The organism is Streptomyces sp. NPDC042102, from assembly GCF_055582305.1.
Map to the genome: position 1 here is coordinate 687,379 of NZ_JBVJDL010000003.1, position 14,208 is coordinate 701,586.

Below are 14,208 nucleotides of genomic sequence, written 5' to 3' on the forward strand. Positions count from 1 at the left end.
CATGGGACGTTATGTGATCCGGCGGCTGCTCCAGATGATCCCCGTGTTCATCGGCAGCACGTTCCTGATCTTCTTCATGGTGTACGCGCTCGGCGACCCGGTCGCGGCCCTCTTCGGGGACAAGGCCCCCGACCCCGCCACCGCGGCGCGCATCCGCAAGGACCTCTACCTCGACCAGCCGCTGTGGCGGCAGTACCTGCACTACATGGGCCAGATCTTCCAGGGCGACTTCGGCACGGCCTTCAACGGCCAGCCCGTCACCGAGCTGATGGCCTCCGCCTTCCCCGTCACCCTGCGGCTGACGATCGTGGCCATCGTCATCGAGGTCCTCGTCGGCATCACCCTCGGCGTGATCAGCGGACTGCGCCGGGGCCGGGCCATCGACACCACCCTGCTGGTGGCCACCCTCGTCGTCATCTCCGTGCCGACGTTCGTGACCGGCTACCTGCTCCAGTACCTCTTCGGCGTCAAATGGGGCTGGGTGCGGCCCACCGTCTCCGGCGAGGCGACCTTCGGCGAGCTGATCCTGCCGGGCATCGTCCTCGCGCTCGTCTCCCTCGCGTACGTCACCCGGCTCTCGCGGACCTCCATCGCCGAGAACGCCAAGGCCGACTACGTCCGCACCGCCACCGCCAAGGGCCTGCCGCGCCGCCGCGTCGTCACCCGCCACCTGCTGCGCAACTCGCTGATCCCCGTCGTCACCTTCATCGGTACCGACATCGGCGCCCTGATGGGCGGCGCCATCGTCACCGAGCGGATCTTCAACATCCACGGCGTCGGCTACCAGCTCTACCAGGGCATCCTGCGCAACAACGCCCCCACCGTCGTCGGCTTCGTGACCATCCTCGTCATCGTCTTCCTGCTCGCGAACCTGCTCATCGACCTGCTCTACGCGGTCCTGGACCCGAGGATCCGGTATGTCTGAGCCCGAGCCCCCCGCCTACGACCCGCTGGAGCCCGGAAAGGGGGAAGCCATCGCCCCCACCGGCCAGGGCGGGCCCATGGACCTCGCGCTGGACGAGGCCGAGAGCCTGGAGAACCCGCCCGGGAACCTGCCCACCGGTCCCGGCCCCGCCGGGAAGGCGCGCTCGCTGTGGTCCGACGCCTGGCACCAGCTGCGCCGCAACCCCGTCTTCGTCGTCTCCTCGCTGCTGATCCTCTTCCTCGTGATCATCGCGATCTGGCCGCAGCTGATCGCCGGCGGCGACCCGCTGGCCTGCGACCTGTCCAAGTCGCAGGAGGGCTCCGCCCCCGGCCACCCGTTCGGGTACGACACCCAGGGCTGCGACGTCTACACCCGCACCGTGTACGGCGCCCGCGCCTCCATCACCGTCGGCGTGTGCGCCACCCTGGGCGCCGCCCTCCTCGGCTCGGCGCTCGGCGGACTCGCCGGGTTCTTCGGCGGCTGGAGCGACTCGCTGCTCTCCCGGGTCGCCGACATCTTCTTCGGCATCCCCGTCGTCCTCGGCGGCCTGGTCTTCCTCTCCGTGGTCACCAGCACCACCGTGTGGCCCGTCGTCGGGTTCATCGTGCTGCTCGGCTGGCCGCAGATCGCCCGCATCGGCCGCGGCTCGGTGATCACCGCCAAACAGAACGACTACGTCCAGGCCGCGCGGGCGCTCGGCGCCGGCAACGGCCGGATGCTGCTGCGCCACGTGGCCCCCAACGCCGTCGCCCCGGTCATCGTCGTCGCCACCATCGCCCTGGGCACGTACATCGCGCTGGAGGCCACGCTGTCCTTCCTCGGCGTGGGCCTGCGCCCCCCGACGGTCTCCTGGGGCATCGACATCTCCAACGCCGCCCCGCAGATCCGCAACGCCCCGCACATGCTGCTCTGGCCGGCGGGCGCGCTCAGCGTGACCGTGCTCGCCTTCATCATGCTGGGCGACGCCGTGCGCGACGCCCTCGACCCCAAGCTGCGCTGAGGAGCCCGGTCATGCTGCTCGAAGTCCGCGACCTCCACGTGGAATTCAGGACCCGGGACGGGGTCGCCAGGGCCGTCAACGGCGTCACCTACGCGGTGGACGAGGGCCAGACGCTCGCCGTCCTCGGCGAGTCCGGCTCCGGCAAGTCCGTGACCGCGCAGGCCGTGATGGGGATCCTGGACACGCCCCCGGGCCGGATCACCGGCGGCGAGATCCTCTTCAAGGGCCGGAACCTGCTGACGATGAAGGAGGAGGACCGCCGGAGGATCCGCGGGGCCGAGATGGCGATGATCTTCCAGGACGCGCTGTCCTCCCTCAACCCCGTGCTGACCGTGGGCGCGCAGCTCGGCGAGATGTTCGAGGTCCATCGCGGCATGTCCCGCAAGGACTCCCGGGCCAGGGCCGTGGAGCTGATGGACCGGGTGCGGATCCCGGCCGCGAAGCAGCGGGTGGGGGACTACCCGCACCAGTTCTCGGGCGGGATGCGCCAGCGCATCATGATCGCCATGGCGCTCGCCCTGGAGCCCTCCCTCATCATCGCGGACGAGCCCACGACCGCCCTCGACGTGACCGTCCAGGCCCAGGTCATGGACCTGCTCGCCGAGCTCCAGCGGGAGCTCGACATGGGGCTCGTCCTCATCACCCACGACCTGGGCGTGGTGGCGGACGTCGCGGACCGGATCGCGGTCATGTACGCCGGCCGGATCGTGGAGTCCGCCCCGGTGCACGAGATCTACCAGCGGCCCGCCCACCCGTACACGCGCGGCCTGCTGGACTCGATCCCGCGCCTGGACCAGAAGGGCCAGGAGCTCTACGCGATCAAGGGTCTGCCGCCCAGCCTGCTGGCGATCCCGGCCGGCTGCGCCTTCCACCCGCGCTGCCCCATGGCGCAGGCGGTCTGTCGCACCGACGAGCCGCCGCTGTACCCGGTCACGCCGGCGCCGGCGCCCCGCGCCAGCGCCTGCCACTTCTGGAAGGAGTGCCTCCGTGCCTGACGCCATCCTGGAGGTCACGGACCTGGTCAAGCACTACCCGCTGACGCGGGGCATCGTCTTCAAGAAGCAGGTCGGCGCGGTCAAGGCGGTCGACGGGGTCTCCTTCTCCCTCGGGCAGGGCGAGACCCTCGGCATCGTCGGCGAATCGGGCTGCGGCAAGTCGACGGTGGCCCGGCTGCTGGTCAGCCTGGAGCGCCCGACGGCGGGCTCGATCACGTACCGGGGCGAGGACGTCACCCGGCTCTCGCCGAAGGCGCTCAGGGCCGTGCGCCGCAACATCCAGATGGTCTTCCAGGACCCGTACACCTCGCTCAATCCGCGGATGACGGTCGGCGACATCATCGGCGAGCCCTACGAGATCCATCCCGAGGTGGCTCCCAAGGGCGACCGGCGGCGCCGGGTCCAGGAACTGCTCGACGTCGTCGGTCTGAACCCGGAGTACGTCAACCGCTACCCGCACCAGTTCTCCGGCGGCCAGCGCCAGCGCATCGGCATCGCCCGCGGCCTGGCGCTGCGCCCGGAGATCATCGTGGCGGACGAGCCCGTCTCGGCCCTGGACGTCTCGGTCCAGGCCCAGGTGGTCAACCTCCTGGAGAAGCTCCAGGACGAGTTCGGGCTCGCCTACGTCTTCATCGCGCACGACCTGTCGATCGTGCGGCACATCTCGGACCGGGTGGGCGTGATGTACCTGGGCAGGATCGTCGAGACCGGCACCGACGTGCAGATCTACGAGCACCCCACCCACCCGTACACCCAGGCCCTGCTCTCCGCCGTCCCCGTGCCCGACCCCGGGGCCCGGCTGCACCGCGAGCGGATCCTCCTCTCCGGCGACGTGCCCTCGCCGGCCGACCCGCCCTCGGGCTGCCGCTTCCGCACCCGCTGCTGGAAGGCCCAGGAGCGCTGCGCGACCGAGGTCCCGCCGCTGCACGTCCCACCGGAGTTCCGCCTTCCGGTGACGGCGGCCTCCCATCCGTCGGCCTGTCACTTCGCGGCGGAGAAACGGGTCGTCCCGCCGGCGCCGCCGTCCGAGGCGAAATGATCCGGCCAACTTTGCGGGAACCGGTCGCACCCTCTCCCAACTGGGTTTACAGGGCGGTAATTTGGCCGTCTCTGTCGCGATACGCGACCCCGGCACCGTGGAGGACGTACGGCCGTGCGGGTGCCGTCGGCCGGGCGTCGGGGGCGGGTTCCCCGGCGCCCGGCCTCCGCGTGCCCCCTTCCGTGCGCGGCGTGCGACCCCCCGCGCTTCCGGATATCGATGGATGCGCTGGTACGGATAGTTATGATCCGTAGCGCACGGTGGGTATGACTCCGTCGTGTGCGCGAACCGATGTCCGTACCGATGTGGAGGTGAACCGCCGTGGCACTCTCGATCTCGGCCGTGGTGCTGCTGGCGATCGTCGTCTTCCTGCTGGTCCGCAAGGCCGGACTGAAGGCAGGACACGCGCTTGTCTGCGTCCTGCTCGGCTTCTACCTCTCCAGTTCCTCGATCGCGCCCACCCTCAGCCAGCTCACCTCCAACGTGGCGGGCATGATCAGTGGCCTGAAGCTGTAGGGGCGCCTCGTAGGCTTGGCCCCATGAACGGTCTTCCCGCCCGTCGTCTCCTCCTCGTGCACGCGCACCCGGACGACGAGTCGATCAACAATGGCGTCACGATGGCCAAGTACACGGCCGAGGGCGCCCACGTCGCACTGGTGACCTGCACGCTCGGCGAGGAGGGCGAGGTCATCCCGGCCGGCCTCGCCCATCTGGCCGCCGACCGCGACGACACGCTCGGCGCGCACCGCGCCGGGGAGCTGGCCGACGCCATGGCCGCCCTCGGCGTCACCGACCACCGCTTCCTCGGCGGACCGGGGCGGTTCCGGGACTCCGGGATGATGGGCGTCCCGCAGAACCACCGCGCCGGCGCCTTCTGGGACGCCGACGTGGACGAGGCCGCCGCCCACCTCGTCGAGGTGATCCGTCGGCTGCGCCCGCAGGTCCTGGTCACCTACGACCCGCAGGGCGGGTACGGGCACCCCGACCACATCCAGGCCCACCGGGTCGCCATGCGCGCCGCCGAACTCGCCGCCGAACAGCCGTACCGGCGCGACCTCGGCGAGCCGCACACGATCGCGAAGGTCTACTGGAACCGGGTGCCCCGCTCGGTGGTCGAGGAGGGCTTCGCCCGCCTGCGCGCCGCCGGCGCCCCCGCCTTCCCCGGTGTCGCCACCCCGGACGACGTGCCCGGCGTGGTGCCCGACGAGCGCGTCACCGCCGAGATCGGCGCGGGCGAGGACGAGACGTACGCGGCCGCCAAGGCCGCCGCCATGCGCGCGCACGTCACGCAGATCGCCGTCGACGGCCCCTTCTTCGCGCTCTCCAACGATCTCGGGCAACCGCTCTTCACGCGCGAGTACTACGAGTTGGCCGTCGGCCGCTCCGGCGCGCCCGCCGGTGAGCGCGAGAGCGACCTGTTCGCCGGGGTGGGCGTGTGAGCGGCCTCCCGGCCGCGGGCCGCGTCGCCGTGTACACCACCCTGTTCGTCGCCGGACTGCTGGCCGGGGCGGCCGGCTGGCTCGTGGTGGACCTGTGGTTCCCCGGCGGGCTGTTGCTGGCGCTGCTCGCGCTCGCCGGGGTCTTCCTGGCGGGCCGGATCGCGCTGGGCACCGCGCTCGGCGTGGGCGCCGCGGCCGCCGGCTGGTTCCTGGCGTACGTCCTGCTGAGCATCCCGCGGCCCGAGGGCGACTTCCTGATGAGCTCGGCCGGAATCGGGATGTATGTCTACCTTTTGAGTGGAACTGTGGTCGCTGTGATGTGCGCCACGATGCGCGGCCTGGGCGACCGGCCGGTTTCGGCCGCGCGGCCCGGCAGGTGACGTGCCGTTCGGGTCTACGGCGGGACGCGCGCGCGGGGTTGTGCGCGCCCCGCGCAGGGCGCCCGCCGGGCGCCGGAAAGAACCCCTGACTCCCGGGGGACAGTTGCTCCCCGGCGGCGGCCAGTATGGTGGACGGGCCGCCGAGCTGCCCGCGCACGGTATGACGGGCGGCGGAGCCAACCGGGAGAGCCTGCCTTGAGTCGTGAAACTGACAGTTCGTCCTCCGGGCCCCAGGGCCGCGGTGGAGCCGCGTACCCCTCGGGTACGCCGCCGTACGGAACCGGCCAGTCGAACGGGCCGGAGGAGAACGCTGTGACGAAGCCGTCCACCCCTGCCGGGGACGCCGATGGACCCAAGACCGAGACCACGCTGACGACGCGGATCCGGATCAACATCCCGGGTTCGCGCCCGATCCCGCCCGTGGTCGTGCGCAAGCCGGTCGCCTCCGCCGAGCCGGAGCGGGACGCCCCGGCCGCGGCGGCACCCCCGCCGCCGGCCCCCGCCCCGGCCGCCCCCGTGGCCGCCGCGCCCGCGCCGGTCGCCGAACCGGGCCCCGAACCCGCGGCGGAGCCCGCCAGCAACTGGTTCGCCCCGCGCAAGGCCGCCGCACCCGGCGGCGCGGCCGGTCCCGGTGCCGGAGCGCCCCCGGCCCCCGCCGCCGCCCAGCCCCCGGCGCGTCCCGGCCTGCCGACCCGCCCGTCCGCCGGCTACCCCCAGGGCGGGCCCGCCGGCCATCCCGGCGGTGCGCCCGCGGCCGCGTACGGCGCCGGCTCCGACGGCTTCGCCCCGCCCGCGCCGGGCCCCCGCGGCCCCGGCGTGGGCACCGGCGGCCCCGGCTTCCCGTCCGGCGGCCCCGGCGTGGGCACCGGCCCGCACGGCGCCGGCCCGCAGGGCTACGGCGCGGGTCCCGACGGCTTCGCCCCGCCGGCCCCCGGCGCCGGCTTCGGCCCCCGGGGCGGCCACGTGCCCGGCGGCCCGACCACCGGCCCCGTCACCGGCACCATGCCCGTCAACCCGCCGCGCGACGAGGACACCGCCGGCTTCACGCCGAGCTGGCCCGGCCCCGAGATGGACGGCGGCGAGGCCACTGCCGCGCTGCCCGTCGTCCCGCCGCCGGCCCCCGGCCCCCGGCCCGTGCCCACGCAGGTGCGCCCGGCCCCCGAACCGGAGCTCCTGGTGCCCGCGGGCCCCAAGCCCGCCGCCAAGCCCGCCCCGAAGGCCGCCCCCGCGAAGAAGAAGGGCCGCTCCAAGCTGGTCCTGCTCGTCGGCGGCGTGGTCGTGCTGGCCGGCGTCGCCTACGGCGCCGGACTGCTCCTCAACCACTCCGACGTGCCCAAGGGCACCACCGTCCTCGGCGTGGACATCAGCGGCAGCCGCGACGAGGCCGTCACCAAGCTCCAGAAGGCCTTCGGCGAGCGCAGCGCCGCCCCGGTCCAGCTCAAGGTCGGCGACAAGCAGGTCGAGCTGAAGCCCGACAAGGCCGGCCTGACCCTGGACGCGCAGGCGACCGTGCGCGGCGCGGCGGGCAGCGACTACAACCCCGTCACGGTCATCGGCTCGCTGCTCGGCCAGGAACGCGCCGCCACCGCCGTGATGCCCTTCGACGACGAGAAGCTCCAGGTCGCCCTGCAGGAGCTGGCGGGCACCGCCGGCAGCGCCTCCGAGGGAACGATCAAGTTCGAGCCGAACAAGGCCGTCGCGGTACCCGGCAAGGCGGGCGCCACCCTGGACGTCGCCGCCTCCGCCGAGAAGGTCAAGGCGGCCTTCAAGGCCCAGGTCGAGACCGGCAAGTCCGAGCCCGTCGAGCTCCCGGTCGCCAACCGGGAACCCACGGTCGACCAGGCCGAGATCGACCGGGCCATGCGGGAGTTCGCCACCCCCGCCATGTCGGGCAACGCCACCGTCAAGGCGGGCGCCAAGTCCATCGCGTTCGGCCCCGGCAAGTCCCTGCCCAAGGTGCTGAGCATGAAGGCCGTCGACGGCAAGCTCGTCGAGAAGTACGACCTGGACGCCCTCAAGGAGCTCTACGGCAACACCTTCGACGGGGTCCTGATCGAGCGCGGCAACGGCGAGAAGACCGCCGTCACCCCGCAGGACGTCGCCGGTGCCCTCGGCAAGGCGCTGCGCGGCAAGACCGCCGCCGAGCGGACCGTCGTCATCGACACCAACCCCTCGTAGGCGTCACGCAGCGGCCCCCGCCCGGACCCGGGCGGGGGCCGCCGCGTTCCCGGCGCACCGTTCCAGCCCCGCCGGCGTTTGAGGCGCGGGGGCCGGGGTCGGCCCCGGGGGCGTCAGTTGCGCAGGGCGCGGGCCGCCCGGGCCTGGGCGCGGATGTCCGCCGCCGCCTCCGCGTCGATGGCGTCGACCACCGCCGCGTACGCGTCCAGCTCCAGCGCCCCTTCCGTGTACGCCCCCCGGTCCACCAGCAGCCGCGCCCGCTCGTACCGCAGCGCCGCCGGGTGCGACGGCATCAGCAGCGCCAGGTCCAGCGCCCACAGCGCCACCCCCGACTGCTCCGGCCGGGTCGCGGCCCACGCGCGGATGTTGTTCAGGATCCGCAGCACGATGTCCCGCGTCCGCGCCGGAACCAGCGGTTCCGACGCCAGCTCCGCCGGACCCGCCCCCAGTGACGCGCCGCCCGCGAACGGATCCACCGTGACCCGTTCCTCCGGGTCGCCGAAGCCCACCACGAAGTGGCCCGGCAGGCCCAGGCCGTACACCGGGGCGCCGGCCCGCCGGGCCACCTCCAGCCACACCACCGACAGCAGGATCGGCAGGCCCCGCCGCCGCCTCAGCACCTCGTGCAGCAGCGACGACGACAGCCGGCCGTAGTCCGCCGGCGTGCCGTGGAAGCCCATCCGCCCGCCCAGCAGCTCCGTCACCGCCGCCGCCCACTCCCGTGCGCCCCGCAGCCCGTACGGCAGCGCTCCCGCCAGCCGGTCCAGCTCCATCTGGGCCTCGTCGACGGCCCGTTGGTCGAGCGCCGGGTCCGCCTCGGCCGCCAGGTACAGGCACAGCAGCGCCAGGTCGGGCCGTTCCGAGCGGGCCTCCTCGGCGAACTCCTCGCGGAAACTCATCCGGCCGCCCGCCCCCGGAAGTGGTGGTAGGAGTGGTGCACCGCGAAACCCAGCCCGTCGTACAGCGCCAGCGCCCCCGCGTTGTCCGCCTCCACCTGCAGCCACGCCGCCGAGGCCCGCTCCTGAAGGGCCTTGCGCGCCAGCGCCGCCATGACCGCGGTCGCCAGCCCCTGCCGCCGGGCCTCCGGCGCCACCTCGACCGCCGCGAACCCCGCCCACCGGCCGTCGACCACCAGCCGTCCGATCGCCCGCCCCGGCACCGACGCGAACCACACCGACGGCCCGGCCGCCAGGACCCGCGCCGCCGTCCCTGACGCCGCGCCGCCGGTGCGCCCGTACAGGCCGAGCCACTCCTCGTCGCACCCCCGCGAGAGCACCACGTCCGAGACGTCCGCGTCCACGTCGGCGACCGGCGCCAGCGCCGCGATCCGCGACTCCGCCGAGACCTCCCGCTCCCAGCCCCGCTCCGCCAGTTCCGCGCAGAGCACCTCCTGGGTGCCCAGCGCCCCGGTCGCGGTCTGCACGTAAGGCGGAAGTCCCCGTTCCGCGTACCAGGACGTCACTCGCGCGAGTGCTTCGTCCAGCGGTATGCCGGGATCGCCGAGCGGCAGGACGGAATTGGCCCGCCGGGTGAATCCGGCGGCCGCGCGCAGCGTCCAGCCGCCCAGCCGCTCGCTCTCCAGCGGCTGCCAGGCCCGCGCCATGACCGGCGCGAGCTCCTCGAAGGACGCCGCCGGACCCCGCCGCCGGGCCGGCGCGGCAGGCACGACCTTGCCCGCGACCAGCGACGATTCCGGGATACGGACGATCTCACCGCTCTTTCGTGTGATCACCAGCACACCGCCGGTCCAGGATGTGAGAACCCCTACCGTGTCCGTGAACATAGGGGACCCCTCCGACGGGCCCTCCACCCGTCGTACAGAGACTCGTTTCCCCACGTCAGCAGGGGTGATACGGATCTCCATCAATGCGCCGGCGGTGATTTCCACAGCTCTGTCCGCCCCTCCTGTTCGGATCGTGCCCGGGAACGGAGATACTAGGTGCGGGCATCGACGACGCCGCGCTCCCGCGCGATATGGAAAGCCCTACCGAGGAGGAACGAGAGCGTGACCTACGTCATCGCGGAGCCTTGTGTCGACGTCAAGGACAAGGCATGCATCGAAGAGTGCCCCGTCGACTGCATCTACGAGGGCCAGCGGTCCTTGTACATCCACCCGGACGAGTGCGTCGACTGTGGTGCCTGTGAGCCGGTCTGCCCGGTCGAGGCCATCTTCTACGAGGACGACACCCCGGAGGAGTGGAAGGACTACTACAAGGCGAACGTCGAGTTCTTCGACGAGCTCGGTTCGCCCGGTGGTGCCTCCAAGCTCGGCCTGATCGAGCGCGACCACGCCTTCATCGCCGCGCTGCCGCCCATGAACCAAGACCACTGAGCGTCTTAGCCCCCGCGGCAGCCGCGCCCTCGGTCCCGTCCGGCAATCACGCCGCACGGGGCCGAGGCGTTTCCCGATCCAGGGACCCGGCCCGTTCCCCACTAGAGAGAGCAGAGAGCACCGTGGCAGCAGTATCCGCTCGTCTTCCCGCCTTCCCCTGGGACAAGCTGGAGCCCTACAAGGCGACCGCCTCCGCCCACGCGGACGGCATCGTCGACCTGTCCGTGGGCACCCCGGTGGACCCGGTCCCCGCTCTCATCCAGCGGGCCCTGATCGAAGCCGCCGACTCCCCGGGCTACCCGACGGTGTGGGGAACGCCCGCGCTGCGCGACGCCATCACCGGCTGGGTGCGCGACCGGCTGGGCGCGAGCGGGGCGGGCCACCGCAACGTGCTGCCGGTCGTCGGTTCCAAGGAGCTCGTGGCCTGGCTGCCGACCCAGCTGGGCCTCGGCGCAGGCGACAAGGTCGCCTACCCGCGGCTGGCGTACCCGACGTACGAGGTCGGCGCCCGCCTGTGCGGTGCGCAGGCCGTCGTCTACGACGATCCGACCGAGCTCGACCCGGCCGGCCTGAAGCTGCTCTGGCTCAACTCCCCGTCCAACCCGACGGGCAAGGTCATCCCCAAGGACGAGCTGATCCGGATCGTGGCCTGGGCCCGGGAGCACGGGATCCTCGTCTTCAGCGACGAGTGCTACCTGGAGCTGGGCTGGGAGGCCGACCCGGTCTCCGTGCTGCACGACGACGTCTGCGGCGGCTCGTACGAGGGCCTGGTGGCCGTCCACTCGCTGTCCAAGCGTTCCAACCTGGCCGGCTACCGCGCCGCCTTCGTCGCCGGTGACGCCGCCGTCCTCGGCGAGCTCCTGGAGATCCGCAAGCACGGCGGCATGATGACCCCGGCGCCCGTACAGGCCGCCGCCGCCGTGGCGCTCGGCGACGCCACGCACGTCGAGGAGCAGCGGGCCCGCTACGCCGCCCGCCGCGAGGCGCTGCGCACGGCCCTGACGGCGCACGGTTTCCGCATCGAGCACAGCGAGGCCAGCCTCTACCTGTGGGCGACCCGGGACGAGCCGTGCTGGGAGACCGTCGCCTACCTCGCCCAGCTGGGCATCCTGGTCGCGCCGGGCGACTTCTACGGCGAGGCCGGCGCGAACTTCGTGCGCGTCGCGTTCACCGCGACCGACGAGCGCGTCGAGGCGGCCGTCAAGCGCCTGGGCTGACCGGTCCGCCGCGCGCGCCGCACGGGGGTGCCCGAGCGGCGCACGGGGACGCCCGAGGGCCCGGAGTACGCCGTACTCCGGGCCCTCGGGCGTGCGTCACCGCCGACCTGCTCAGCCCTTCGGCACGAGGTTCTCCACCGGCAGCCCCGACAGCGGCGTGCCGACCGGCAGCTTGTCCGTGGCCTTGGTCAGGGTGCCGACGGCCGCGGTGGGGTCGTCCAGGCCGGCGGTGTCCGCGGCGCCGATCGCGCCCAGCGGCTGGGCCACGGAGTCGAGGCCCGTGGCGGCGTGCGCCGCTCCGGCCGCACCGACCACGGGTGCCGCTCCGGCCGCCAGCAGCAGGGCGGCACGGGCGATCCGGCGGGTCAGGGGGAGGGACATGGGTGCTCCTAGCGTGTTGCCGTCGAGTACGCCGTGTACAACGGGCCGAGGGGCACCCGGAGTTGCGGATCAACCGGGTAAAGGATCGGCAAATCGTCGTTTCATCGGGCCGGAGCGCGGTCGGAACCCGGGTGATCTCAGCGGGTCACGAAGATCCGTACGTCCGCCGGACCGCTGTTGCGCGGGTCGTCGTCGCCGCCCTTGCCGGGGTTCTTGCTGACCCACGCGCCCCGGTTCTGGCCCGCCAGCCAGGCCTTGCTGTCGTAGGACACCCGCTGGATGCCCAGCTCGTCCGCGTGCGCCACCGCCCAGTGCGCCAGCTCCCAGCCGCGCCGCTTGTTCTGCCCGTTGACCGCCAGGGATATCTCCGTGGCGCCGCCGCTGCCCACCGCCTGTCCGTGGCTGCCGGGGGCCCCGGAGGCACCGGGGGCGCCGATCCGGGGCGCGGCGCCCGCGCCGAAGGCCTGCACCAGCTCCCGCCGGACCTCCTCCGGGTCGCCCTTGCGCTGCGGGGCGAGGCCCGAGCACGTCAGCGAGGCGGGGGCGCGGCCCGTGAACGCCTCGGTCATCAAGCTGGCCTCGGCCTCGTGCTTGGCGTACGCGTCCGGGTATCCGCTGCGCTGCACCTTCTGCGCCGCCACCGTCAGCGGCAGCTGCTCGAACCCCCGCACTTCGGCCAAATGGTCATAGAAGATCCCTGCCGAGTACACCGGGTCCATGATCTGCTCCGGAGTGCCCCAGCCCATCGAGGGCCGCTGCTGGAACAGGCCCAGGGAGTCGCGGTCGCCGTGATCGAGATTGCGCAGGTCCGACTCCTGCATGGCCGTGGCTATCGCGATCACGACCGCCCGGTCCGACATGCCCTTGCCGACCCCGACCGCCGAAATCGTCGCAGCGTGCTGGGCCTGCTCGAGGCTCATCCGGTGCGAGGTGCCGGCCGCGTCGACCGTGCAGTGCGGGCCGCCACCACCCGTCGATTCGTACTGGAGCACGAAATATCCGGCCAGCCCCAGCAGCACCAGGAAGGCTGACACCAGTCGGAACGGGCGGCGGCGACGGCGGCTCTTGCGCTGATCAGGTCGGGACACGCGGCCCACCGTACTTGAGCCAACCGGCACGTCCACCCGGCGGACCGTCATCCCATGGCCAAGGGAGGGGGCGTTAGGGTCTCGACATGTCCGATTCCGAGCTGGACCTCACCCTGGACGCTGCCGAGCTGACCGCCCGGCTCGTCGACATTCCGTCCGTGAGCGGCGACGAGTTGCACCTCGCCGACCTCGTCGAGCAGGCGCTGCGGGCCCTGCCGCACCTGACCGTGGACCGCTACGGCAACAACGTCGTGGCCCGCACCTCCCTCGGCCGTGCCGAACGCGTCGTCCTGGCCGGGCACCTGGACACCGTGCCGATCGCCGACAACGTGCCCTCCCGGCTCGACGAGAACGACGTGCTGTGGGGCTGCGGCACCACCGACATGAAGTCGGGCGTGGCCGTGCAGCTGCGGATCGCGGCCACCGTGCCCGAGCCGAACCGGGACCTCACCTTCGTCTTCTACGACCAGGAGGAGGTGGCCGCCGACCTCAACGGCCTCGGCAAGGTCGCGGCCGCACACCCCGAGTGGCTGGCCGGCGACTTCGCGGTGCTGCTGGAGCCCTCGAACGCCGAGGTCGAGGGCGGCTGCCAGGGCACCCTGCGGGTGCTCCTGAGGACGGCCGGCGAGCGCGCGCACTCCGCGCGCAGCTGGATGGGCTCCAACGCCATCCACGCGGCGAGCCCGATCCTCGCCCGGCTCGCCGCCTACGAGCCGCGCAAGCCGGTCATCGACGGCCTGGAGTACCACGAGGGCCTCAACGCGGTACGCATCGAGGGCGGCGTCGCCAACAACGTCATCCCGGACGCCTGCACGGTGACCGTGAACTTCCGCTACGCCCCGGACCGGGACCAGGCCGGCGCCCTCGCCCACGTCCGCGAGGTCTTCGCCGACTGCGGCGTGGCCGAGTTCGTCGTCGACGACCACTCCGGCGGCGCCCTCCCCGGCCTGTCCCACCCGGCCGCCGCGGCCTTCATGCGGGCGGTCGGCGGCCGCGCGATGCCCAAGTTCGGCTGGACCGACGTGTCCCGCTTCAGCGCGCTCGGCGTCCCGGCCGTCAACTACGGACCGGGCGACGCCCTGCTGGCCCACAAGGTGGACGAACGCGTGGAGACCAAGGCCATCCTGCACTGCGAGGAACGACTCCGCGCCTGGCTGACCTCCTGAATTCCGCTTGCCGTCACCTTCGTACGCCTACCCTGAACCGAACGATCAGCAGGGAAGGGAGCGCACGA

Annotated in this window: 14 protein-coding genes and 1 pseudogene; 11 read left to right on the plus strand and 4 right to left on the minus strand. The window is 72.9% G+C overall.

Going from position 1 to position 14,208, the window contains the following annotated elements; all coding sequences use genetic code 11:
- Position 1 precedes the first annotated feature (1 nt).
- The 8 genes from ACZ6KO_RS16420 to ACZ6KO_RS16455 all read left to right on the plus strand — a co-directional run bounded on the left by ACZ6KO_RS16420 (position 2) and on the right by ACZ6KO_RS16455 (position 7,956).
- Complete coding sequence (locus tag ACZ6KO_RS16420) at positions 2–925, plus strand: ABC transporter permease (protein ID WP_469304649.1); 924 nt, start codon at positions 2–4, stop codon at positions 923–925.
- Complete coding sequence (locus tag ACZ6KO_RS16425; RefSeq protein WP_469304650.1) at positions 918–1,925, plus strand: ABC transporter permease; 1,008 nt, start codon at positions 918–920, stop codon at positions 1,923–1,925. Before ACZ6KO_RS16420 ends, ACZ6KO_RS16425 begins: the two co-directional genes overlap by 8 nt.
- A gap of 11 nt (positions 1,926–1,936) precedes the next feature.
- Complete coding sequence (locus ACZ6KO_RS16430; RefSeq protein ID WP_469304651.1) at positions 1,937–2,920, plus strand: ABC transporter ATP-binding protein; 984 nt, start codon at positions 1,937–1,939, stop codon at positions 2,918–2,920.
- The gene (locus tag ACZ6KO_RS16435; protein ID WP_469304652.1) at positions 2,913–3,959 is read left to right on the plus strand and encodes an ABC transporter ATP-binding protein; all 1,047 of its coding nucleotides are present in this window, start codon (positions 2,913–2,915) and stop codon (positions 3,957–3,959) included. Before ACZ6KO_RS16430 ends, ACZ6KO_RS16435 begins: the two co-directional genes overlap by 8 nt.
- A 321-nt stretch (positions 3,960–4,280) precedes the next feature.
- Positions 4,281–4,475 carry a hypothetical protein gene (locus ACZ6KO_RS16440; protein WP_401456242.1) on the plus strand — a complete coding sequence of 65 codons (195 nt, stop codon included), beginning with the start codon at positions 4,281–4,283 and terminating at the stop codon, positions 4,473–4,475.
- Positions 4,476–4,498: 23 nt separating this feature from the next.
- Positions 4,499–5,398, plus strand: coding sequence for an N-acetyl-1-D-myo-inositol-2-amino-2-deoxy-alpha-D-glucopyranoside deacetylase (gene mshB, locus ACZ6KO_RS16445; RefSeq protein WP_469304653.1), 900 nt, complete (start codon positions 4,499–4,501; stop codon positions 5,396–5,398).
- Positions 5,395–5,778, plus strand: a complete 384-nt coding sequence (locus ACZ6KO_RS16450; protein ID WP_469304654.1) for a DUF6113 family protein — start codon at positions 5,395–5,397, stop codon at positions 5,776–5,778. The genes mshB and ACZ6KO_RS16450 overlap by 4 nt, the downstream gene beginning before the upstream one ends.
- Before the next feature lie 195 nt (positions 5,779–5,973).
- Positions 5,974–7,956: a peptidoglycan binding domain-containing protein gene (locus ACZ6KO_RS16455; RefSeq protein WP_469304655.1), complete on the plus strand. Its 1,983-nt coding sequence runs from the start codon at positions 5,974–5,976 to the stop codon at positions 7,954–7,956.
- 113 nt (positions 7,957–8,069) lie between these two features.
- On the opposite strand, the gene ACZ6KO_RS16460 is transcribed toward ACZ6KO_RS16455, so the two are convergent.
- Both ACZ6KO_RS16460 and ACZ6KO_RS16465 read right to left on the minus strand, forming a co-directional pair.
- Complete coding sequence (locus ACZ6KO_RS16460) at positions 8,070–8,855, minus strand: transglutaminase-like domain-containing protein (protein WP_469304656.1); 786 nt, start codon at positions 8,853–8,855, stop codon at positions 8,070–8,072.
- The gene (locus ACZ6KO_RS16465) at positions 8,852–9,844 is read right to left on the minus strand and encodes a GNAT family N-acetyltransferase (RefSeq protein WP_469304657.1); all 993 of its coding nucleotides are present in this window, start codon (positions 9,842–9,844) and stop codon (positions 8,852–8,854) included. The genes ACZ6KO_RS16460 and ACZ6KO_RS16465 overlap by 4 nt, the downstream gene beginning before the upstream one ends.
- Before the next feature lie 117 nt (positions 9,845–9,961).
- Between ACZ6KO_RS16465 and fdxA the strand changes: the two genes are divergently transcribed.
- Both fdxA and dapC read left to right on the plus strand, forming a co-directional pair.
- Positions 9,962–10,288: a ferredoxin gene (gene fdxA, locus ACZ6KO_RS16470; RefSeq protein WP_401454796.1), complete on the plus strand. Its 327-nt coding sequence runs from the start codon at positions 9,962–9,964 to the stop codon at positions 10,286–10,288.
- Positions 10,289–10,410: 122 nt separating this feature from the next.
- The gene (gene dapC / locus ACZ6KO_RS16475) at positions 10,411–11,505 is read left to right on the plus strand and encodes a succinyldiaminopimelate transaminase (RefSeq protein WP_469304658.1); all 1,095 of its coding nucleotides are present in this window, start codon (positions 10,411–10,413) and stop codon (positions 11,503–11,505) included.
- Positions 11,506–11,786: 281 nt separating this feature from the next.
- On the opposite strand, the pseudogene ACZ6KO_RS16480 reads toward dapC, so the two are convergent.
- A pseudogene (locus tag ACZ6KO_RS16480) lies at positions 11,787–11,886 on the minus strand (ATP-binding protein); the annotation flags it as partial.
- Positions 11,887–12,023: 137 nt separating this feature from the next.
- Positions 12,024–12,983: a VldE C-terminal domain-containing protein gene (locus ACZ6KO_RS16485; protein WP_469304986.1), complete on the minus strand. Its 960-nt coding sequence runs from the start codon at positions 12,981–12,983 to the stop codon at positions 12,024–12,026.
- Between the two features lie 77 nt (positions 12,984–13,060).
- On the opposite strand from ACZ6KO_RS16485, the gene dapE reads away from it, so the two are divergent.
- Positions 13,061–14,140 (plus strand): succinyl-diaminopimelate desuccinylase, encoded by a 1,080-nt coding sequence (dapE, locus tag ACZ6KO_RS16490; RefSeq protein WP_469304659.1) that lies wholly within the window; start codon positions 13,061–13,063, stop codon positions 14,138–14,140.
- Positions 14,141–14,208 lie beyond the last annotated feature (68 nt).

What these genes read in the sequence shown, in the direction of transcription:
- ACZ6KO_RS16420 (WP_469304649.1), top strand. Translation starts at nt 2, where the DNA reads ATGGGACGTTATGTGATCCGGCGGCTGCTCCAGATGATCCCCGTGTTC.
- ACZ6KO_RS16425 (WP_469304650.1), top strand. Translation starts at nt 918, where the DNA reads ATGTCTGAGCCCGAGCCCCCCGCCTACGACCCGCTGGAGCCCGGAAAG.
- ACZ6KO_RS16430 (WP_469304651.1), top strand. Translation starts at nt 1,937, where the DNA reads ATGCTGCTCGAAGTCCGCGACCTCCACGTGGAATTCAGGACCCGGGAC.
- mshB (WP_469304653.1), top strand. Translation starts at nt 4,499, where the DNA reads ATGAACGGTCTTCCCGCCCGTCGTCTCCTCCTCGTGCACGCGCACCCG.
- ACZ6KO_RS16460 (WP_469304656.1), bottom strand. Translation starts at nt 8,855, where the DNA reads ATGAGTTTCCGCGAGGAGTTCGCCGAGGAGGCCCGCTCGGAACGGCCC.
- dapE (WP_469304659.1), top strand. Translation starts at nt 13,061, where the DNA reads ATGTCCGATTCCGAGCTGGACCTCACCCTGGACGCTGCCGAGCTGACC.